The sequence below is a fragment of the Pseudomonas sp. LBUM1643 genome, assembly GCF_059716215.1.
In genome coordinates this window covers 3,885,805-3,907,566 of the sequence record NZ_CP166813.1, presented here as the reverse complement: position 1 = coordinate 3,907,566, position 21,762 = coordinate 3,885,805, and the positions used below count along the sequence as shown (strand labels likewise).

Genomic DNA, 21,762 nt, shown 5'->3' with positions numbered 1-21,762 from the left:
TCCCCCGCGGAAGAGCGTAGGTATGAATTATGAAATATCCAGTAATTAGTTGGCCGGCGGGTGTCCGTTGTTTCACAGGGTTTACAGAGGCGTTAGCGATTCAAATGTTGAGCGTCATAAAATTGGAATGTGCGGCGTAATTAATCCGCGTTACTGCTGAATCCGTTGCTACGCTTTAAAACCTGACCGGCTCTCTACGGAGAACAAATGATGTCGCACCTGTTGCAGCGTGTCCGATTGTTCTCTCTCAGTGTGATCGTGGGAGTGGTGGCTGTTCCATTACAGGCGGCCGAGCCCGCTGCTGTTGATGCGCCAAAAAACCAGTTGGAGCCCAAGGCGCTGGAGATTCTGAAGACCATGAGCACCACGTTGGCCGGCGCCCAGGGCATGAGCTTCACCGCCATCACCACCTACGAAAAACCCAGTCGACTCGGCCCACCCTTGGCCTATAACACCGTAGCGCTGGTCAATGTGCAGAGACCAAACCGTCTGCGCGTGTTGACCTCGGGCGATGGCCCGGCGACCGAATTTTACTATGACGGCAAGCAAGCCTATGCCTTCGAGCCCAAGCAAAACCTGCTGGCGCAGGCAGATGCACCGCCTACCATCGATGCAACCCTTGAGGCCGCGTACCAGCGTGCCGCTATCTACTTTCCCTTCACCGATGTGATCGTCGCCGACCCCTACAAGGATCTGGCGCGGGACATGCGACTGGCGTTTTACATTGGTCAGTCCACGGTGGTCGGCAATACGACGACGGACGTGATTGCGTACGCCAACGATGTCGTGTTCGTCCAGGCCTGGGTCGGCGCACAGGACAAGTTGCCGCGCATGTTGCGTGCTGTCTTCCGTGATGACCCGACCCAAGCCCGGCATCAGGTTGCATTCAATGACTGGAAGCTCGAATCGGCGTTACCTGCAGACTTCTTCAAACCCGAACATGCCGAGACGGCGCACCGCATCGAGTTTGCTCCGCCGCCAGAACTGCAAGCCCCGGATGGGGTTAAAGATCCGGTGACAAAACCCTGAGCGAGGAGGCTGAACCATGAACAGATCTATCGTGACGTTCGCGGGCCTGTTGGTCGCGTTGCTCGGTTGTAATCAAGCGGCGGCGTGGTCGCATGCTTCCAGCTTCGGGCGCTCATCTGGCGGTGGTGGCTCGTGGAGCCATTCCGGCGAATACGGCTCTGCTTCAGGCGGTGGCGGCAGTTGGAGTGGTGAAAGCAACCGTGGCGGATCGGCTTCTGGCGGTGGCGGCAGCTGGAGCGGTTCTGGCTATCGCGGCGGCTCGGCTTCCGGTGGCGGTGGTAGCTGGAGTGGCAAGGATGAAAACGGCGGAACAGCCTCGGGTGGCGAGGGCTCGTGGCATGGCACAGGCGCCGAAGGTGGCACGGCTTCCGGCGGGGAAGGGGCGTGGCACGCCCAAGGCGAATATGGCGCAACCGCCAGCGGCTATCACGCGGACGGGTATGGCACCACCGCCTACCATCCAGCGACGTACGGCACCAGTTACTACCATCCGCCGACTGCCGTTTATGCCAGCAGCGGCTGCTACAACTGTGGTTATAACAATGACGTGAATCCCGCCGCTGCAGCCGCTGTAGGGATGGTAGCCGGTGCCGCTATCGCGACAGCAGCCAGTAACAATGCCGCAAACAATGCCGCCAACAATGCCTACGGCGCAGGTTACAACGCAGGGATGACAGCATCCGCGCCGTCGACAATGCCCATGGGCACCACCTTTGTCAGTCTTCCCACGGGATGCGGGCTCAGAACCGTGTCGAGCCGTACTTACTATGAATGCGGAAATTCGTGGGTAAAACCTGCCTACGGTGCCAACGGTGTGTACTACACCGTGGTGCCAACGCCGTAAGAGCAGCCGGATACGGCGCTATTGTTCCTTTACCTCCATGAGAGGGCTCAACATGACTGTTGCTTCAGTGTTTGTGCACTTGCGCCGCACCTGTCTCATCGGTGTGCTGCTGTTGTCGGCGGCTGGTGTGCATGCCGAACCGTTGCCTTCCTGGAATGAGGGGGCGGCCAAGCAGGCGATCATCCATTTCGTGAAGGCCACAACCACCGAAGGTGGAGCTGAGTTCGTGCCAGTCTCAGAACGCATAGCGACGTTCGATCAGGATGGCACCTTGTGGGTAGAACAACCGGTTTACTCATTGTTGATGTATTGCCTCGAACAGGTGCCCGCGCTGGTCAAGGCCAAGCCTGCGCTTGCAGAGGTGGAGCCTTTCAAAACAGTCATGTCCGGCAACCGTGAAGCGCTTACCAAACTCACCCTGCCCGACATCGTCAAAATTGCCGCCGCCGCGCTGACGGGAATGTCGGAAGAAACGTTTCAGGCGCAGGTCAAGGCATGGTTGGCGAAAGCGCATGATCCCCGCTGGAAACGTCCATACACCGATCTGACTTACCTGCCCATGCAGGAAGTACTGAGTTATTTACGCGAGAACGGCTACAAAACCTACATCGTGACCGGAGGCGGTCAGGATTTCACTCGCGTCTACTCGGAGCAGGTTTACGGCATTCCCCCAGAACAGGTTATCGGCACGGCGGGCACTACGTCCTACGGGTACGACGCGGATGGCAGACCCCAGCTGATCAAGGAGCCCAAGTTGTTGCTCAACAACAATGACGCCGGCAAACCCGAAGGCATCCAATTGATGATCGGTCGCCGCCCTCAGGCGGCCTTCGGCAACTCCACAGGTGATCAGCAAATGCTGGAGTACGCCAGTGCGGGTAAGGGGGCTCACCTGGCCATGTTGCTGTTGCACGACGATAAGGAGCGTGAGTACGCCTACGGGCCCGCCCAAGGATTGCCAGACAGCAAAGTCGGCACCTTCCCCCAGTCCCTGTATGACCAGGCAGAAAAGCAGGGTTGGACGATCATAAAAATGAAGACTGACTGGAAGCGTGTCTTCGCGTTCGAGCCTTGATGTATGACGGCGCGGAAGCACGCTCGGTTTGTTTGTGGAGACTCCAGCGACATGGATTGCAATTGTGCAATCCGCTTGGACTTTAATAGAGAGGGGAAAGGCGGTGAAACTACATTTACTGACTAAAGCAATCACGCTGACTGCCTTGCTGTCGGTCGCCAGCTTCAGCGTGATTGCCGCGCAAATTCCGTTGGCCGCCGAGGTGCTGGACGATCAGATGGTGACCAAGGTCCTGGCGGTCGATGCCGCCAAACATCAGGTCGTCCTTGAAGGCCCCGCCGGTAGACGGGTCCATGTGCAATTGACCGATCGGGCCAAAGACCTGGGCAACCTCAAGGTCGGTGACAGCGTCAACGTCGAAGTCACGCATTCGGTGGCGGCCTACCTCGACACAGACGTGGACCAGGGGCTGCCGGAGAACAGCGAAACCATCGGCGATGTTCGCGCCACCCCAAACAATCCGAATCCCGAAGGCGAGGCTTACCGTCAGGTGCGGGTCCAGTTGAAGATCACTAACATCGACCTGGAGAACAAACAGTTGACCTTCGAAAACCCTGCCGGTCAGTCCAAGGTCATTGACATCGAAAGACCTGAAATCCAGGCGAAGTTGAAGGATCTGAAAGTAGGTCAGAGTATCCGGGTTACCTACACCGATATTCTTGAAGTCACCAGCCAGCATTGACATCGCTGGTTGAGCGGTGAACGCAAGGTGCCTTCACTCACGCGGAGGGCACCGATTGCTGGCGTCGATTCCATCGGGAGTTGAAGCATGTCGAGGCATCCACCTCAATACCTGTTGCTCAGTTGCACGCTGTGCCTTGCTCCGTCGGGACTGGCCCTCGCCGAGGATTCCGCTGAGCTGGCGAAAAAGGCGCTCAACCCGATTGCCGCAATGTACAGCCTGCCGATCCAGTACACCTGGGACCAGAAGATGGGGCCGACGGGGGAGGGCATGCACAGCGTGACCAACATTCAACCGGTGTTGCCTTTCGAATTGAACAATGAGTGGAACCTCATTTCACGGACGATTTTGCCCGTGATCGATCAGCATGGCCTGGCGCCGAATGGCGTCGCGGATAAATCCGGCATCGGCGACGTTACCCAGAGCTTCTTCTTTTCGCCCAAGGCGCCTACGGCCAGTGGCTGGATTCTCGGAGGCGGGCCGGCGCTGCTGATCCCCACCGGAAGCGATGCACTGCTGAGCAGTCGCCAATGGGGATTGGGCCCCACGGTTGTGGCGTTGAAGCAATCCAACGGCTGGACCCGAGGGATCCTGGCCAATCACATCTGGAGTCTGGATGGAGAGGGCTCCAATGGTGCGCAAAAGGTCAACCAGACGTTCCTGCAACCGTTCCTGTCGTACACCACTTCCACCTACACCACCTTCGGGATCAACACCGAGTCGGTTTATAACTGGCAGTCAAAGGAATGGGCCGTGCCGGTGAATGCGACGGTCACTCAACTGTTGAAGATCGCGGGCCAGCCGCTGACGATTCAGGTCGGCCCACGTTACTGGGCCGACAGCCCGGAAGACGGCGCCCGGGGCTGGGGCGTACGAGCAGCGGTGACGTTTCTGTTTCCCAAGTGACCCGCGAGCTTGAGTGGGCGACTTGAGTCGGATCATCCCGAAGTGCGTACGTTGATGAGGTCGGTCTGCGCTTATTGCGCATAGCCGGTTTTACCGATGCGTTTGAGCATGTCGTTATACATTTTGCTGCGGCGATGAGTGTTTTCGTAGCCGCCGGCGGCAGAGACTGTGCCGGCCTGGATGTGGTCCAGGTACTTGAATATCGTTCCGGGAGAAATGAATTCGACGCTGTATCCCATTCCCACCATGCGGTCTTGCAGCGTGTACCCAGGCACACGATCATCCAGCTGGAAATGCAGGTCGTGTTGCTTCATCAGCCCACAGTTCCACAGGGTGCAAAAACTCTTCAGGTGGACTTCACGCCAGGGTTTCGGGTCTTTGGAGCGCAGCCCCATGGTCTGTTTCACACGGCGGTAATGGTGCTTGAACAGCCGCGAAGCGTAACGCCAGGAAGACCTGATCACCCCGCGATCCAGTTGCTCGACACAGCCAACGGCCGCTACCTGCGGATCGTTGATGCATTTGCTCAACATCATGTCGAACACGGATTCATCGTAGATGAAGGTGTCGGTGTGCAGCAGGAAAAGGTAGTCGGTCGAGACGCGCGCCAGTGCCATGTCGAGCGCTCTGCCGTGCGCCATGTGACCCGCTTCCTTACCGGCCGGCTTGCGTTCGATCAGGTTGATCCAGGCCAGCGAGCGCAGGTATTCAATGCTCTCATCCGCAGAGTCGTTATCAACGACCCAGACCGGGATGTTTCTGTGACCTACGTGTTTGTGTAAAAGCTCGAGGCAGGCTTTGGTGATGTCGAGTGTTTTGTAATTGACCAGAACGATGCTGAAAGGTGGATTCGTGTTGTTTGAAAGGTGGTTCATAACCTGAATGCCCAGTTGTTTGCACGTGTTTGTGCAGCGATGTGCCTGGGCGCGAGAGTAGGGAGACGACCTTAAACGAAACTTAATCTCGGCAGGTTCGCAGAGATTCGGAGCGTTTAACGCGGCGGTAATATGTAACCGAATATCGCAATCTACCGCGTCAGACGGGGTAAAAGTCGCTGCGCCCGCCTGAGCTGATGCTGTTGTTTAGTCAGTAAACGTCTCGCAGATAGCGTTTCTGCTCGCTCAAGTGGCGCCAGTATTCAGTAGCGCCCTTCGGGTCAAGTCCACCCTGGCGTTGCGCGACCTCGCGCAGGGCAAGGTCGACATCCTTGGCCATGCGACTGGCATCCCCGCAGATGTACAGTTGCGCCCCTTCCTGTAGCCACCGCCAAAGCTCGGCGCCGTGTTCGCGGATGCGATCCTGCACGTAGATTTTCTCTGACTGGTCACGGGAAAACGCAAGGCTGAGTCGAGTCAGCAGACCATCACGCTGCATGCCCTCCAGTTCTTCTCGATAGTAGAAATCCGTCGCGGCGTGCTGCTCGCCAAAGAACAGCCAGTTGCGACCTTTGTCATCCCGCGCACGTCGTTCTTGCAGGAACCCTCGAAACGGTGCCACGCCCGTGCCAGGACCGATCATGATGATCGGCAGGTCGCCATCGACCGGAGGGCGAAAGTGCTTCGACGGTTGAACGAATACCGGGACCTCGCCACCTTCTGCGCGATCGGAGAGGAAGGTCGAGCAGGTGCCTTTGCGCTTGCCATAGCGAACGGCGGCCACGGTGAGATGGACTTCGCGGGGATGTGCCTTGGCGCTCGAGGCAATGGAATACAGGCGCGGTTGCAGGCGCTTGAGCGTGCCCAACAATTCGCTGGCCGAGCAGTCGATCGGAAACTCCTGCAACACGTCTGCCAGTTGCCGACCCCACAGCCAGTCTTTCAATTGCGCCTTGCGCTCACTGCCCAGCAGTTGTTTCAGCGCTGGGTTGGTGCTGCGCTCGGCGATGAACGCCAGGGTATCGCTGTTTGGCCGGGCAATTTCAAAGTGCTCGGTCAGGGCCTGGTGCAACGGGATATCACCCAGCTTATCGATGCTGACGGTGATGTCAGTGCCCAGTCGGGTTCTTTGGAGCAACTCGCCGACCAGTTCCGGGCAATTGCGCGGCCAGACCCCCAAGGCGTCGCCGGCCTCATAGTTGAGCCCGGAATCATTCAGGGCCAGTGAAAACATTCGGGTTTCCTTGTTTTCGCTCTGATGGTTCAGGTGCCGATTGACCAACAACCGTGACGAATAAGGATTGGCCTTACTGGGCGCCCCGATGGCGTGAACCACAGCGTTTTGTGTTGGCGCGACCTTCACCGATTGCGCGGGCATCAACGTGTTGTGCAACTGCGCCAGCCAGGTGTCTGCGCGAGCCTCGAACTCGGTATCGCAATCGACGCGTTCCAGTAGCCGTGTCGCACCTAGTTCCTGCAGACGCTGATCGAGTCTTTTGCCGTGCTGGCAGAACTGGTCGTAATTGGGGTCACCCAACGCCAGTACCGCAAAACGTAGCGATTCCAGACGCGTCTCGGCGGTGCTCAAGGTGTTCCAGAAACCTTCGCCGTTGTCAGGCGGATCGCCGTCACCGAAGGTGCTGCTGATCAACGCCAGCGTCCGGGTGCTGGCCAGTTTGCTCGCGGGAAAGTCGGACATTGCACTCAACTCCACAGCCAGCCCGGCGTCGCGCAATCGTGAGGAAAAACGCTCGGCCAGGGCTTCGGCGTTACCTGTTTGCGACGCCCACAGCAGCGTCACCGAGGGGGTGTTGTCTGTCGTGGAAGAGGGTGCGGGCTCACGGTTGCTGCTCACGGATGGCGTGCTTGAATCGATACGGGTCGGGATGTCCAGGAACGCATGCTCGATCAGCTCGATCCGTTGCAAAGTGACCGCGCAGAATTTGAATTCTGGCTGCAGGGAAATCGGATCGACCGCGTCGTGGGTCACTGCGTTGATTGCCAGGTTTTCGCCAAACACATCGTTCCAGTGGAAGGGCGCAAAGCAATTGCCTGGCCGCACGCGGTCGGTGACCACGGCGGGTAACACCGCCCGGCCCCGTAGCGAGCGGACTTCGACCGGGTTGTTGTCCTTAATGCCCAGGCTGGCGGCGTCTTGCGGATGTATCTCGACGAAGGGCCCGGGATTGAGCTTGTTCAGCGTTGCGACTTTGCCGGTCTTGGTCATCGTGTGCCACTGGTGCTGCAGGCGACCGGTGTTGAGTACGAAGGGGAAATCCTGCCCCGGCATTTCCGCCGGTGACAGGTGCGGACGCGCCAGGAACATCGCCTTGCCATTGTCAGTGGGAAACACGATGACGGGTTGGCTGCCATCGGCGTCGACCTTTAGCGTCTGGCTGGCGCCGTTGTTGAGGTAGCGAATCGGGTTTCGGTCCGGCGTGTCATCCGATGCGCAGGGCCATTGCAGCGGTTTTTCGCGCAGACGCGCATAACTCGCGCCCCGAATGTCATAGCCGGTCTTGGGGTTCCTGGCGCGCTTGATCTCTTCGAACACCTCGGAAGCAGAGGCGTAGGTGAAGGCTTGGGCGAAGCCCATTTCGCAGGCGACCCGGGCGATGATCTGCCAGTCGGGCAGCGTCTCGCCGGGCGGCTCCACGGCTTTTTGCATCAGCGTGAGTTTGCGCTCGGAGTTGATCATCACGCCTTCGGCCTCGGCCCAGAGCGCACCGGGCAGCAGGATGTCGGCATAGCGGTTGGTCTCGGTATCGAGAAAGGCGTCCTGGGTGATGATCAGTTCGGCAGTCTGCAAGCCTTCGATGACGGTCTGCCGGTTGGGGGCGGAGGCGACGGGGTTAGTGCAGATGATCCAGCAGGCTTTGATGTGCCCCGAACGCATCTGCTCGAACATCGCCACGGTGCCACCGCCGACAGTCCGGGGCAGGCTGTCTTGCGGAATGTCCCACAGGTCTTCGATGAACGCCCGGTCAGCCTCGACGAGCACCGAACGCTGGCCCGGCAGACCGGGTCCCATGTAACCCATCTCTCGACCGCCCATGGCATTCGGTTGCCCGGTCAGGGAAAACGGTCCGCTGCCCGGCCGGCAAATCGCGCCGGTGGCCAGGTGCAGGTTGCACAGGGCATTGGTGTTCCAGGTGCCATGGGTGCTTTGATTCAGGCCCATCGTCCAGCAGCTCATCCACTCGGTAGCCTGGCCGATCCACTCGGCCGCCTGGCGAATGTCCGCCTCGGGAATCCCGGTGATCGCGGCGACTTTTTCGGGCGAGTAGTCCTCCAGGAACCCGGGCATGGCGTCCCACCCTTCGGTGAAGGAGGCGATGAAGTCCGGGTCGGTGTGGCCGTTTTTCACCAGCAGGTGCAGCAAGCCATTGAGCAGGGCGAGGTCGGTGCCGGGTTTGATTTGCAGAAACAGGCTGGCCTTGTCCGCCGTGGCACTGCGACGAGGGTCGACCACGATCAGCTTGGCGCCCGCCTTGACCCGATCCATCATGCGCAGGAATAGAATCGGGTGACAGTCAGCCATGTTCGCGCCGATCACGAAGAACAGGTCGGCGTGATCGAAATCCTCGTAGGAACCGGGTGGTCCGTCCGACCCCAGCGATAGCTTGTAACCGCTGCTGGCGCTGGCCATGCACAGGCGTGAGTTGGACTCGATATGGTGGGTGCGGACAAAGCCTTTGGCCAACTTGTTGACCAGGTACTGGGCTTCCAGCGACATCTGCCCGGAGACATAAAACGACAGCGCATCGGGGCCGTGAGCATCAAGAATCTCGCGCAAACGCCTGGCCGTTTCACTGATCGCGGTGTCCATCGCGAGACGCACCGGGTCTCGATTGCGCTCCTGGCGCAGGTAGGCGTTTTCCATCCGGCCCGACTGTTCGATCGCCTGGCCACAGGTATTGCCTTTGGTGCAGAGTCGCCCGAAGTTGGTCGGGTGGGTCTTGTCTCCCACAACCTTGACCACCGAATTCGCTTCGACCTGCATGACGATGCCGCAGCCCACTCCGCAATAGGGACACACGCTGCGTACGGTTTTGCTAGCCATCCTCGCCCCTCGACACTCTGCCAACACCTGCCCGCCGGAAACAAAAAAGGCGCCATGTAACCCCTCCGTCAAAACGGGGAGCTACACGGCGCCTTTGTCGTATGTATGTGCAATCAGCGTTGACTGCGAGACAGGTGAGTGCAAACAGCGAGCCAGAACATGACCGCGCCGGCTGGTTGGGGTTTGCAGGCAGTGAGAGGTGTCGGGATGCAAGGTGGTGTGCACTTTTTTATAGCGGTTGGTCGCTGCATGCACCACACGGATGCCCGGTTTTTCGTTGAAAAAATAACGGACCTGAGCCGAGAATTCAGTCTCTACGAGCAGTGACTGTCTTGCGCCAGACAAACTGTGGCGAGGGAGTTTACTCCCGCTGGACTGCGCAGCAGGCCCATCTTTGGGGCCGCTACGCAGCCCAGCGGGAGTAAACTCCCTCGCCACAGGTATCTTTTTCTGCCCACCTTAACGCTTGATCAAAGAAATCTTCGTCCCTTCGATACTAACCCCGGCCATCAACCCTTGCTGGTCGAAAATAAACGCATACGCGTCGTCTTTAAGCGTGGAGCTGGACAGGTTTTTCGCTGCCCCCTCATCGACCACTACAACGGTCGGGCCAACACCAATTTCCCAACCCTTGGTTTCACTCACGTATTTCACCGCTTTATCGGTCATCAGAAACACTGCATACCCATACGACTGGGCACCTGCCTGCAGCCCCCATGACCCGGTGACGGAGTTGTAGTAATTCTCGACTTTCGTGCCTTTCATCAAGGTGCCTTCGCCATAGCTGCCGCCGAACACCAGGCCGGCCTTGATGATTTTCGGGAAGACGAGCACGGCTTTGGCTTTTTGCGCGATGGTTTCGGCGAAGGGTGTGGCTTTGTAGAGCGTTTGCAACGCTTGCCGAGAGTCGGCATCCAGGTCCTCGGCGGTGGCGGCCCCCGCCGTGTTGAGGAAACTCGCCGACGCTAATGAGGCGGTCGCGAGGAAGATCGAAAGGAAGAAGCGCATCGAATGAGTCATGTCCGTACTCCGATAAGGGAGCATGGGATGGCAGCAGTGGCATTCGACGTCTGCGTCAGGCAGGAGCGAAGCGACTGACGGTTATCCGGTGCACCCTAAAGTGTGTGAATCGCAAGCGTCGCACTTGAATGAAACTGGCTTGAGGCCTTTGCTCAGGGGCGATGCCATCACTGGCTTTGACCACTGCGTAATGGCCGGGTTCGTTGTCTTGGGTGTTCTGTTGAAACAAGAGCCGAGCAATAAGTTGGGGGATGAGATCAAATACACCAAAACCCGGTGGATCGGAGCTGGATCAAAAGGAGAGTGCATGTACATCGGTGAACTGGCCAGGTTGTCGGGTAGCACGCCCAAAGCCATTCGTTTGTATGAACAACTGGGCCTGCTGACGCCACAGCGCAGTGGCAGCTATCGGCTGTACACGGCCCATCATCTGACGCTGGTTCGAATGATTCGCAGTGCCCAGTCGGTGGGGTTCAAGCTGGGGGAGATGAGCGAGTTGCTGGCCGCCAAGCAGCATCAGGCGCCGTTTCCCCTGGCGCTGGCCAATCAGGGCATCGAGCTCAAGCGCCTGGAGCTGCAAGCGCAGATCCTTGCCTTGCAGCATCGGGAGCAGCACCTGACGCAGTTGCAGCAACAGATCAATCTGCAATTCGCCTCCATACCAGTGCCTGGCACGGCGTCAATTGTGTGCTCAGACACTGTTGCACCTGCATCAGCGCGCCAATAGGTGTTCAAACGCTTGCCTCAGGGCGTTGTGCGGCGAGCGTGGTTGAAAGCCCAGTTCATTGATGGCCTTGTCGATGCAGTAGATCTGGCTTACCCCATAATACATTCGCACCTGGCTGATCAGCAATTCGGCGGGCTGACCGGTGTACCGTGCCCGTTGTTCTTGCAGCCAGGCGATCAGCAGTAGCAAGGTTTTTGGTGCGCGGGGTGGCATACGATAATCGGGGCACAGGGTGTTGAGCGCCTCGATCACGTCAGCCAGTGATGACGCGTGCTGATTGGCGAGTAGATAGCGCTGGCCGGGGCGGCCTTTTTCAGCCGCGCCGATCAGGCCATCGGCGACGTCGCGCACATCGACAAAATTAAAATGAAAATTCGGGTCCAGCGGCAGTTTGCGCGCGAGCACGGCCGCAAGAAATCCCATGGTGTCGGTCAGCCGCGTGGCGTGAGGGCCGATGATTGCCGAGGGCAATACAGCGATCATGGGCAGGTCACAGGCTTGGGCGGTGTCCCAGGCGACGCGTTCAGAAAGGATCTTCGAGCGGTAGTACGGGTTGCTCTGATCAGTGTTCCAGCTGCTTTCATCCAGACGCTGGCCGTCGTGTCCCACCGCCGCGACGGAGCTGACATAGACCACCCGCCGGACCCCGGCCTCGGCGGCGGCGCGCAATATGTTGCGGGTCCCTTGCACGTTGACGTCGACGATCTCGGTGTCTGGATTGCTTGCCCAGTGTTTAAACACTGCTGCTACCTGGTACAGCACGTCCACCCCTTGCAGGGCTTTGCGCAGCGAGTCAGGGTCTTGGAGTTCGGCGCGCACAATCTGGCAGTCGAGCCCACTCAGCGCGGTGCTTTGCTGCGGGTCCCGAACACCCGCGCGCACGGTGTGCCCACGGGCCAGCAGCGCCCGGACCAAGGTGTTGCCAAGATGCCCGTTGGCACCGGTGACCATCGATAGCGTATTCATGAATTGCCTTATCCGCTGACGGCGGAACCTGAACGGAAAAGGCAGGGTGTGGGTTGTCCCTAGGGACAGAGTCAAGTGCTGGCGTCAGCTCTCGCGCAGCGCAATGGCGAACGTCAGCTTCGCTCTATTCAAGGCAACCTTCAGGCGTCGCGGGCAGACTATCGAGAAACGCGGCAATTTGCCGGGTGCCACGCAGGTGCAGGGTTGGAACATGCGGGCCAACGGCCAGGCGGACTGACTCGATACCCGGACGGTAGCCTCGGTCGAAAGTCCACACGAAGTTCAAAAAGGTCAGGAACGCCCGGTCGATCTTCTCGGTACAGCCGGCTGGAAGGTCTGGGCGAGGGTGGTTCATGACGCTGCGCAGGATCACCCGGGTCAAGCAGGTGAGGCGCGGCGTGTCGAGCCAGATGATCAGGTCGGTTCGAGGCAGGCGCAGTTCAAAGGTGCGACGCGCATAGTTGCCTTCACAAATCCACGCGTCCGGTGCAATGGCTTTGCGGACCCGTGCGCGGAATTGCTCGGCGTCGGGTTCGACCCAGCCGGGTTCCCAGAACAGCGTATCCAGATGCACCACGGGGATACCCAGGCGCTCGCCAAGTGCGCGGGCGAGGGTGGACTTGCCGCTACCGGCGTTGCCCAGAATGACGACGCGTTTCATGGTGACTTCCTGTCGCGAAAAAAGCCGACAATTGTGCCTAACTCTGATCGCTTTGACGATCTACAGACGAGCAGAATTCTGTGGTGAGGGGATAAATCCCCTCACCACAAGGTTTTGGGTCTGCGGCGGCATTTCGATGAATCCCCTTGCCACAGGATGCTGCTCGAATGTTATTCAAACCATCCAGTTAGCAACACCGCGCCCAACGCGACTAACACCGTGTTGAGACAGACCAGCGCAAAACCGAACCTGACCAGATCGCTTTCTTCTTGCGCCTGGGTTTTAGCCAGTCCCAGGATCAGCATGACAATCGACAGCGAGCCCAGCGCGGCATGCCCCGCCGCGCTGTTCTGCACGGCGGCCAGCAACAGGCGGGAGCCTTCGGGCAACATGGCGATGGCCGGCATGAAGATCGCGTTGCCACCCACATTCGACCCGGTCATGTAGCCAGAAAGCGCGCCAAGCATCGCCACCAGTGACGTCGCGGCAGTCGGTGACAGGCCTGCGAGCAATTGCATCAAACCCGCCAGGAAGCCAGCCTTCACCATCATCTGCGACATCGCGAGAAAGAAGAAAATCGTCAACAGTGGCCGCTTTGCCCGAGCGACCAATGCAGCCGGCAAGCTGACGTCAGACCCTGGCTGGCGTTGTGTAGTGCGCGTGTGAAACCAGAGCCCGATCAGCACCAGAATCAACGCCACGCCAGGCGAGGAGAGGGGTTTCCAGCTGACCTGCGCGCCCTGTACGACCCAGTGATCCTGCCAGGCGGTGATCGCCCATAGGATCTTCAACGCAACGATCAGAACGATCAGCGCCAGATACGGCCATGCCTGACGCGGCCATTGCACCGCACCGCGCTCGCCATCACGACGACGCAGCCCGGCGGACAGTACGGCGACTGCCGTCACCAGACCCGCAGCAACGCCGGCCACTTCCGGCCCCAGCCACCGACTGGCGCTGTACAGCACACCCACGAACAGCAGCCAGAAAACCCCCAGCGACCGCCATTCCCGCGACTCGCGAACGCCGGCGAGGTACAGCGCCAACGCACTGAGGGCCAGGAACACCGGTGCGCTGGTCAACGCCGAAGTCGACGCCAGGGCAGGGGCGTCCAGATGAGCCAGCGAGGCACCAATGACCGACGCCAGGCCCAGCGTGCCCCACGGCATGATTGCCATGCCAGTCAGGGCAATTCGCAGCGCAACGCGACGTTCGAAGAGGCTGAGCAGCAGGGGCACGGTTGCGATCAATGACACACCAAACCCTGTCATCGCCTCCAGCAACGGTGCCAGCCCGAGGACGATGAACACCAGCTGATCGCCGCGCCCCAGACCCAACGAACGCACCCACTGACTGAACGCCTGGTTGACGCCCAGACGCTCGATAAAAATCACGAACGCCAGCCCCGGCACGATCACGAAAGCAGTACTTGCAAACAGCACCGCGGTGTCCTGAGCGGCAGCTATCAGACTGCCCAGGTGCCAGGCATCAGCCGCGCCGGCGAGCCATAGCACCACGACCAGTAGCGTGCCGGCGATGGCGGCGTGAACGGGTGGCCGGCGCAGCACCACGAGCATGGCGGTCACCAACAGGACGGGGGAGAGATGGAACAGTGCGAGCATGCCAATAATATCCTGTGTGAGTTCCCGACCAACGCTGCACATGCAGGCTGTCGGCAAGATAATATTTCTCACAGGTAGATAAAGGGTCGCAGTTTTCTGCTAGTTTTCGAGAAAATTTCTCGCGGAACGACCATGGCCAAAACCGACGCTGCATCCGAATCACTGGACAAATTCGACCGTGCCATCCTGGACCTCGTCCAGCGTGACAACACCACGCCGCTGCGGCTGATGGCCGAACAGGTCAACCTCTCCACGGCCGCGGTCCAGCGTCGTATCAAGCGGATGGAAGAGCGGGGCGTCATCACGGGCAATGTCGCCATCGTCGACCCCACCGCCGTTGGACGGCCGATCACGATCATTGTGGAAGTCATGGCCGAGCGCACCAGCCTCGAGGCACTGGAAGCGATGAAGGCACACTTTGCCGTGCCCGAAGTTCAGCAGTGTTACTACGTCACTGGCGAAGTGGATTTCGTCCTGGTGATGACCGTCGCCAGCATGCAGGAATACCAGGCATTGGCGCGGCGGCTGTTTGCCGAAAATGCCAACGTGACCTGGTTCAAGACCATCGTGGCGCTGGACCGCGTGAAGGTCGGGCTTGAGGTGCCGAGCGTGGCTGGGTGAGCCTGGACTGAACGGTCTTGCGTCGCCCCTACGCTTTGACAACCCCCAAAGGCTTCAAAAAGTAAACCACCCGCTCGGTCTCTGCGAAGCCCAATGACTCATGCATGGCGTGGCTTGCCTGGTTATCCAGCAGTGCATCCGAAGCCAGTTCGGTGCAGCCCGTTTCTTCGGCCCACTGTTGGATGCCCGCCACGAGTTGCCGCGCTATGCCTTGGCGACGACAGTCAGGTTGGACGTACAGGCCTTCGAGAAAGGCCACAGGCGAGGAGTGAGTACCGTTGACGTAGTCCGACCGGATCGATGCCTCGGCAAATCCTTGCGCGGTGCCGTTCTCACTGACGAAGATCAGCACCAGATAACGCTCCGGCGCGCTCAGCATCGTCTGTTTGTCATCGTCATTGTTCGCGGCGGAATCAGGCCACAGGGCAACACGCAGCGGCAGCCAGCCGTCGTGGTCGAGCAACGTGCAACGTTTGATCATAGGAGGAACACTCGAAGGAATAGCCGCCGATCATAGATCATTCCCGGTGATATCGGCCGGACGGATTTGCTGCGTTCGCAAGGGGGTCCGATCAGCACCGGCTCAACGCCGGTGCCGAGTGTTTGCCTTAGAAACGATACTTCGCCGAAGCCGTAAAGCTTCGCGGTGCACCGTAGGTCAGGGCGCCGTAGGCGTCGAAGATGTCGAAGTACTTTTCGTCGGTGATGTTGTCGGCATTCACCTGCGCCGAGAGGTTTTCGGTAATCTCGTAGCGCGCCATCAGGTTGACCAGTGCATAGGCATCCTGCTGGATTTTTTCGGAGTTGCCTGCCGGGTTGACGGCATAGGTGTAGATCGAGTCCTGCCAGTTAACCCCGCCGCCAATGGTCAGCTTGTTGAAAGCACCGGGCAGACGGTAGGTGGTAAAGGTGCGCAGCAATTTGGTCGGGTACAGCGTGTTGACGTCGTCGCCGTTGGCATCGTCAACCTTGAACTGGGTGTAACCCACCGAGGCATTCCAGTCGGTTGCCAGCTCGCCGGAAACTTCCAGCTCGAAACCCTTGCTGGTCGCGCCTTCACTGGCCTCGTAGGCGAAGCCGCCGACAGGGTTCGAAGGGTCGATCAGCGCGCCGGTGTTCTGGCCCAGATTGTCCTGCTTGATCTGGAAAATCGCCGCGGAGGCGTTCAGGCGGCCATCGAAGTACTCACCCTTGAGCCCCAGCTCGGTGCTTTCACCAACGATCGGTTCCAGCGTCTGGCCATTGCTGTCGCGTACCGACTGCGGCAGGAAGATTTCCGTGTAGCTGGCATAGGCCGAGAGGTTGTCGTTGAGGTCGTAGACGACGCCTGCATAAGGGGTCAGCTCATGATCGACATCGGTCTTGCTCACTTCCGAAAAGACGTCATCGCTGGTCTGCTCGTACCAGCTCTCACGCGCGCCAAGAATCACTTTGAAATCGTCGGTCACGTTCAGGCGGGTGGCAGCGTAGAGCCCTTTTTGTCGGGTCTCGCTGTAGCCGTAGTCTGTCTTCGGGCCCCACACCGGCTCGGGGAACTTACCGTTGTAGGCATCGAAGTCGGCTACGCCGCCGAACCCCGTCTGCGCGTCGAGTGAATCGGCGTCGAACTTCTGTTTGCTGTCCACATAACCAAAGGCCAGTTCATGCTCACGACCCAGCAGCGAGAACGGGCCATTGAAGCGGATGCCGTAGTCATCCTGGGTGGTCTCGGTCTTGTAGGTCGCCGGGAACGAAGCCATGCCGGCGCTGCCGTTCTGCCCTGGATTGCCAGAGAGATAGAGCAGGGAAGAGTCGCTGGTTCGCTCGCCACGGTTGTAGCTGAGGTTGACTGTCCAGTCGTTGGCAAAGGTGTGATCGAGGTTGACGAAGTAGGTCTTGTAGGTGGTGTCCCACTTGCTCCAGTCGGCAGAAGTCGTCTTGGAGCGGCTCCAGTGGGTGCGGCTGCCGTCGGCGTACCAGACGGGCAGACCGCCCCACATCGGCGAGTCGGCGTTGCTTTCCTGATGGCTCAAACCGAACCAGAGCGTGGTGTCGGGCGTCAGGTCGATGTCCATCGTGCCGTAGAGGGTCTGGCGCTTGTTCGAGTTCATATCGATCCACGTGTCGCCCTCGTTGGTCTCCCCGACCAGTCGCGCGCGGATCGTGCCTTCCGAATTCAACGCAGTGGCCACGTCGGCCTCGACGCCATAGGTGTCCCATGTTCCGCCGCTCAGTTCGACCGAACCTTTCAGGTCTGTACTGCTGGCGCGCTTGCGCACCATATTGATGGACGCGGAAGGGTCGCCGGCACCGGTCATCAAACCGTTGGCGCCACGCACTATTTCAACGCGGTCATACATGGCCAGGCTGCTGAAAATCTCCCCCGAGCTCCATGGCTGCTCATAGATGGTGGGTACGCCATCGATCATCAGCGAGTTGAGTTCAAAGCCGCGAGCGTTGAACTGTGCCCGGCTGGTCTCGTAGCGGTTGACCGACACACCGGTGGCGTTATTGACCACGTCGAGGATCGTTTTCAGGTCCTGATCCTGTATGCGCTGTTGGGTCACGACGCTGACCGACTGCGGCGTTTCGCGCAGCGACATGCTCAGCGGCGTGGCCGTGCGTGCAGCCTCGGTCGTGTACGAATGGGTGTCTTCGGTCACGGCGCTGGGCTTGCGATTCTCAGTTTCCGTGATAGCGATCGGTGCCAACGTCACAGAGCTTCCCGTCTCTGTCTGTTCAGTCTGTTCCGCCGCCTGCACCGAGGGCGCAGCGAATGCGATACCGGCCGCAAGCATGTGCACGGCCAGGGCCAGAGGGCGCAGTGCCAAAGGCGCGCGCGGCGTAACGGTGTGTGGTGAACACAGGGCGATGGGAGAGGACATGCGAGCTCACGTATGATGTTGGTGTTATTGGGAATCAATATCATACGCAGTTACGAAATATTGCCATACACTTATTTGCGAATGTTTCTCATAACGGCGGAATATACGCTTGCTGAGTGGGCCCCTCGGCGCAGCACCAGCGATTGCGCCCTTGTTGTTTTGCCAGGTAGAGCTGCGCGTCTGCCAGCTTCAGCAGGGCAGCCGGCGTCACGTCTTCGATGCCCGGCCGGCTTGCCGCTATCCCGGCGCTTGCGGTCACTTTGCCCAGCGCAGACTCGGTGTGTTCGATGTTCAGGGCTCGTATGGCGTCCAGGATGCCCTCGACAACCTGTTTGGCGCCTGCGGTGTCCGTGTTGGGAAGCAGCACGGTAAATTCTTCTCCACCGTACCTGACGGCCAGGTCACCAGGTCTTTTGACCGCCCGCTGAATCGCGCCGCCCACGGCGCTCAGGCAGTCATCGCCCGCGGCATGGCCATACCGGTCGTTGTAGCGTTTGAAGTAGTCGACATCCAACATGACCACGGCGAGCGATGAGCCCTGGCGCCTGGCCAGGCGTATTTCATCGATCAGCGCCGTATCCAGACGCCGACGGTTGCCCAGCCCGGTCAGACTGTCCGTCAACGCCATGTCTCGCATCGCCTGGTGCGCACGACGCAGTTGCCGTTCCATTACCATCCTTTGCCGCAACTGACTCAAAACAATCAGGCCGAAGACCGCGAGCACGGCGATCAAAAAGACCAGCACGAAGCCGGTTTTCAGTAGGTCCCGGCGCCAGGGTGCCGTGATGGATTCGCGCGAAAGCCCGGCTTGCACGACGAGAGGGTAGGTCGTCAACGCTCGGTAACCGTACAGGCGATCGGTGTCGTCGATGACCGCTTTCGCTTCGGCGACGCCTTCGTTGGCGTGTGGCAGGTAGCGCTGGAAAATCTCGCTGTTAGCCAGGCTTTTACCGACCACGGATGCCATGAAGGGACGCCGAACCAAAATGGTTCCGTTGCGCAAGGCCAACACCAGAGCGCCTTTGTCATCGATTTTAAAATCGCCGTAGTAGTCCATGAAGTAACTGACCTTGAGGGTTCCCAGCAGTACACCGGCGAAGGAGCCATCCTTGTTGTTCAAGCGGCGGGAGATGGGAATGATCAGATCGTCGGTGGATCTGCTTTTGACGACGTCGCCGATACGCACATTTCGATCTTCGTGAGTACGGTGGTATTGGAAGTAGTCGCGGTCGGCATTGTTCGCGGTATCGGGGGTTATTTCCTTGTCCGTGACAATCCAATGCCCGTCGGCGCCATAAATAAACAACCCGTGCAGCTGGGGCATTATTTTGGATTGCTCTATCAGCAATTTATGAATGCGCGGGACGTCGATGTTCTTTAAACCGTCGCCTTCCACCCGTTCACTGAGCGCGGTGGTCAGCACGTCGACTTGCCGGATGGCGTCTTCCGCATGCTGAGCCGTTGCACGCGCCAGATTCGTCACCGAATCGTGGGCCGATGCAAACGCGGCGCGATAGTCACGCCATTCCCGCCAGCCTTCAACCGCCACGAATGCAAAGACGACCAACAGCATAAAGCTCACGGTGAGTCGGAATATGGTTCGCGCACGCACCGCTTTTGCAGCGGCAGCCTCCGGGGCGCTTTCTACCTTGAATCCTGGCTCTTCACTGGGGAGCATTGCACGTCCTTACGACTGATCTGTGCATTCAACTATCAATGCAGGCAGGTTAGTCCATTGGTTTCATCTCTGAAAAACCATAGTGCGCCTTCGTGCGGTGTCCAGGCCCACGATACCTCTGAGCGCTCGCAAGGGCGCTGTTCTGCAACCCTGACAAGACCCTGCGCCCGCTATTTAATTCAATCTATTGGGAAAATGAGGCACATAAAAACAATCTTACTAGCGAACGCTTATTTTTGGTGTAACGTTATAAAACTAATCAGAACGAGGTTTCCATGTCCAAACTTGCAGAGTTCCGCCAACTTGAAAAACACCTCGCCGAGCAGCTCAAAGCGCTTGAAACCTTGAAGGGGGATGCAGGCCTCAAACAGGAAATTGAATTCGAAACCAAACTTCGCGCGTTGCTTGCCAAGTACGGCTACAGCCTGAAAGACATCGTCAATCTGCTCGATCCAAAAGCAGGTAGCCGCACGCCCGCTGCCCAGCCGAAGTCAGGCACTCGCAAAGCGCGCCAAGTGAAGGTTTATAAAAACCCGAAAACGGGCGAAGTCGTGGAAACCAAAGGCGGTAACCACAAAACGCTTAAAGAGTGGAAGGCCGAACATGGCTCCGACACCGTTGAATCGTGGCGTAGCGCGTAACACAACGCAAAAACCCCTGTAGGAGCTGTCGAGTGAAACGAGGCTGCGATCTTTTGACTTTGATTTTTTACAATCAAAAGATCGCAGCCTCGTTTCACTCGACAGCTCCTACAGGGTTGGAGCCGCGCATTCTTAATGCGTGATGATTTAGAAGTAGTACCCGATATTGATATTCGTCCGGTAATACCACTCGTTACTCCCCACCGATTGGGTGTTGGTAAAGCCCGTTCCATTCTCCGCGCCACCGTACGGGTTGGCGTTCCTTGCCCAGGTCAGGTCGAGCCACGCGATGATCGGCATGGCCAGGAATTGCGCACCGACGGTATACATCTGGGAGTCGTCCCAACCGCTTTTGTCTTTCATCATGCGGCTGTAGTCGTTGTAGAGCTTGATCTTCTTCAATTGCCCAAGTTTCGGCGTGGGAATGTCGTAACCGACGTTCAGTGAAACCAAAGTAGCTTTTGAGGCAATCAAGTAGGCGGGCGTGAGGCCGTTGCCACCCATCAGCACGGAGTCGTCGCTGACGCCTGCCGGGTTTTTCGGGTCGTATTCGTAGCGAATACCCTGGGTCGTAACGGTCCACGGGCCTTTGTTGATGATGGCGTGAATGCCACCGGCCCAGTAGTCGCCGTCATCCTTGGTGGTGTCGTTGTACAGCTGGGCGGCGGCGACCGATGCGCCGATCTCGGTTTTCCAGCCATCGTTGGTAAAGGTCCGCGCGACGCGGGCGTTGATCTGGTTGTGTTTCTCGTTGTCCTGGCGTGACTGGGTGAACGGGATCGCATTGTCCTTGAGATCAGCGTAACGCCCGACTTCCGGCGAGTAGCGAATGTCCGACGGCAACATGCGCGGGAAGAAACCCAGTTGCACATCCCATTCCTTATCCTTGTAGCTGTACTTCAAACCCGTGCCGGCGCTGACGCCATAACCCATGAAGAAGGGCAGGTGATAACTCCAGCCGAACTGCGGATACGGTTCGAGACCGAATGGCTTGAAAGGTGCGCCCAGTTGCAGGTTCGAGTTGCTGTTCAGGCGATAACCGACAAAACCGCGATCAATGGAGCGCTTTCCGTCATCCTGAAACCAATAGCCGACATCGCTGTAGAGGTTCTTGTAAGTGGCCTGCACGTCGAGGCGGAAAGTGTCGAAGAGAAACCGACCATTGTTTTCAGTGGTGTCCCAATGTTCATCGCGGTAGTTGGTGCGCAACGCGCCACCAATGTCCAGGCTGCTGTCGCCATCGTCGCTGCGCCAGGCGATATGCGGAAAAGGTTTCTTGCCGGTCGTTGATGCCTCGGGTGCAGCAGGGCCGGGCTCGCCCGCGAAACTGACGCACGTGCACAACATCAATCCCAGGCATAGAAAGTTATTTTTCATGTTGACCTCCCCTATAGTGTTAAGTGACTGGCAACACTTTTCCGCCACCTTGAAAAAGGCAGGGATGAATAACCAGAAAGTGTTGCTCTTATCAGTTGCGTGTCGGTATTG

General features: G+C 58.8%; 18 protein-coding genes. 8 read left to right on the top strand and 10 right to left on the bottom strand.

Annotation, left to right across the window (positions count from 1 at the left end; genetic code table 11):
- Positions 1–210 precede the first annotated feature (210 nt).
- From ACA063_RS17470 to ACA063_RS17450, 5 genes are all read left to right on the top strand, one after another.
- Positions 211–1,029, top strand: coding sequence for a DUF2092 domain-containing protein (locus ACA063_RS17470; RefSeq protein WP_497662674.1), 819 nt, complete (start codon positions 211–213; stop codon positions 1,027–1,029).
- A gap of 16 nt (positions 1,030–1,045) precedes the next feature.
- On the top strand, positions 1,046–1,873 hold the full coding sequence (locus tag ACA063_RS17465) for a hypothetical protein (protein ID WP_497662673.1): 828 nt from the start codon (positions 1,046–1,048) through the stop codon (positions 1,871–1,873).
- 52 nt (positions 1,874–1,925) lie between these two features.
- The gene (locus tag ACA063_RS17460; RefSeq protein WP_497662672.1) at positions 1,926–2,948 is read left to right on the top strand and encodes an HAD family hydrolase; all 1,023 of its coding nucleotides are present in this window, start codon (positions 1,926–1,928) and stop codon (positions 2,946–2,948) included.
- A gap of 103 nt (positions 2,949–3,051) precedes the next feature.
- Positions 3,052–3,630 (top strand): hypothetical protein, encoded by a 579-nt coding sequence (locus tag ACA063_RS17455; protein ID WP_497662671.1) that lies wholly within the window; start codon positions 3,052–3,054, stop codon positions 3,628–3,630.
- An 87-nt stretch (positions 3,631–3,717) separates the two neighbouring features.
- Positions 3,718–4,536: a transporter gene (locus ACA063_RS17450; RefSeq protein WP_497662670.1), complete on the top strand. Its 819-nt coding sequence runs from the start codon at positions 3,718–3,720 to the stop codon at positions 4,534–4,536.
- A 71-nt stretch (positions 4,537–4,607) separates the two neighbouring features.
- Here the strand turns inward: ACA063_RS17450 and ACA063_RS17445 are convergent, their stop codons facing one another.
- The 3 genes from ACA063_RS17445 to ACA063_RS17435 form a co-directional block, all read right to left on the bottom strand.
- A complete protein-coding gene (locus ACA063_RS17445) occupies positions 4,608–5,411 on the bottom strand; it encodes a glycosyltransferase (protein WP_497662669.1) in 804 nt (267 codons plus the stop codon).
- A gap of 211 nt (positions 5,412–5,622) precedes the next feature.
- Complete coding sequence (locus ACA063_RS17440; RefSeq protein ID WP_497662668.1) at positions 5,623–9,474, bottom strand: bifunctional nitrate reductase/sulfite reductase flavoprotein subunit alpha; 3,852 nt, start codon at positions 9,472–9,474, stop codon at positions 5,623–5,625.
- A gap of 459 nt (positions 9,475–9,933) precedes the next feature.
- Entirely contained in the window at positions 9,934–10,494 is a 561-nt protein-coding gene (locus ACA063_RS17435) for a lipid-binding SYLF domain-containing protein (protein WP_497662667.1), read from the bottom strand.
- A 307-nt stretch (positions 10,495–10,801) separates the two neighbouring features.
- Here ACA063_RS17435 and ACA063_RS17430 point away from each other — a divergent pair, with 307 nt between their 5' ends.
- Entirely contained in the window at positions 10,802–11,221 is a 420-nt protein-coding gene (locus ACA063_RS17430; RefSeq protein ID WP_497662666.1) for a MerR family transcriptional regulator, read from the top strand.
- On the opposite strand, the gene ACA063_RS17425 is transcribed toward ACA063_RS17430, so the two are convergent.
- The 3 genes from ACA063_RS17425 to ACA063_RS17415 form a co-directional block, all read right to left on the bottom strand.
- Positions 11,207–12,187, bottom strand: coding sequence for an NAD-dependent epimerase/dehydratase family protein (locus tag ACA063_RS17425; protein WP_497662665.1), 981 nt, complete (start codon positions 12,185–12,187; stop codon positions 11,207–11,209). The two genes, ACA063_RS17430 and ACA063_RS17425, sit on opposite strands and share 15 nt — an antisense overlap.
- Before the next feature lie 124 nt (positions 12,188–12,311).
- Complete coding sequence (locus ACA063_RS17420; protein WP_497662664.1) at positions 12,312–12,848, bottom strand: P-loop NTPase family protein; 537 nt, start codon at positions 12,846–12,848, stop codon at positions 12,312–12,314.
- Positions 12,849–13,018: 170 nt separating this feature from the next.
- Positions 13,019–14,470, bottom strand: a complete 1,452-nt coding sequence (locus ACA063_RS17415) for an L-lactate permease (protein ID WP_497662663.1) — start codon at positions 14,468–14,470, stop codon at positions 13,019–13,021.
- Positions 14,471–14,602: 132 nt separating this feature from the next.
- Here ACA063_RS17415 and ACA063_RS17410 point away from each other — a divergent pair, with 132 nt between their 5' ends.
- Entirely contained in the window at positions 14,603–15,091 is a 489-nt protein-coding gene (locus ACA063_RS17410) for an Lrp/AsnC family transcriptional regulator (protein WP_497662662.1), read from the top strand.
- A gap of 28 nt (positions 15,092–15,119) precedes the next feature.
- On the opposite strand, the gene aac(6') is transcribed toward ACA063_RS17410, so the two are convergent.
- The 3 genes from aac(6') to ACA063_RS17395 all read right to left on the bottom strand — a co-directional run bounded on the left by aac(6') (position 15,120) and on the right by ACA063_RS17395 (position 19,633).
- Complete coding sequence (aac(6'), locus tag ACA063_RS17405; protein WP_497662661.1) at positions 15,120–15,572, bottom strand: aminoglycoside 6'-N-acetyltransferase; 453 nt, start codon at positions 15,570–15,572, stop codon at positions 15,120–15,122.
- Between the two features lie 127 nt (positions 15,573–15,699).
- The gene (locus ACA063_RS17400) at positions 15,700–17,955 is read right to left on the bottom strand and encodes a TonB-dependent siderophore receptor (protein ID WP_497662660.1); all 2,256 of its coding nucleotides are present in this window, start codon (positions 17,953–17,955) and stop codon (positions 15,700–15,702) included.
- Between the two features lie 88 nt (positions 17,956–18,043).
- A complete protein-coding gene (locus tag ACA063_RS17395; protein ID WP_497662659.1) occupies positions 18,044–19,633 on the bottom strand; it encodes a sensor domain-containing diguanylate cyclase in 1,590 nt (529 codons plus the stop codon).
- 275 nt (positions 19,634–19,908) lie between these two features.
- Between ACA063_RS17395 and ACA063_RS17390 the strand changes: the two genes are divergently transcribed.
- Positions 19,909–20,274: a histone-like nucleoid-structuring protein, MvaT/MvaU family gene (locus tag ACA063_RS17390; protein WP_162438825.1), complete on the top strand. Its 366-nt coding sequence runs from the start codon at positions 19,909–19,911 to the stop codon at positions 20,272–20,274.
- A gap of 147 nt (positions 20,275–20,421) precedes the next feature.
- On the opposite strand, the gene ACA063_RS17385 is transcribed toward ACA063_RS17390, so the two are convergent.
- On the bottom strand, positions 20,422–21,651 hold the full coding sequence (locus ACA063_RS17385) for a putative porin (RefSeq protein ID WP_497662658.1): 1,230 nt from the start codon (positions 21,649–21,651) through the stop codon (positions 20,422–20,424).
- Positions 21,652–21,762 lie beyond the last annotated feature (111 nt).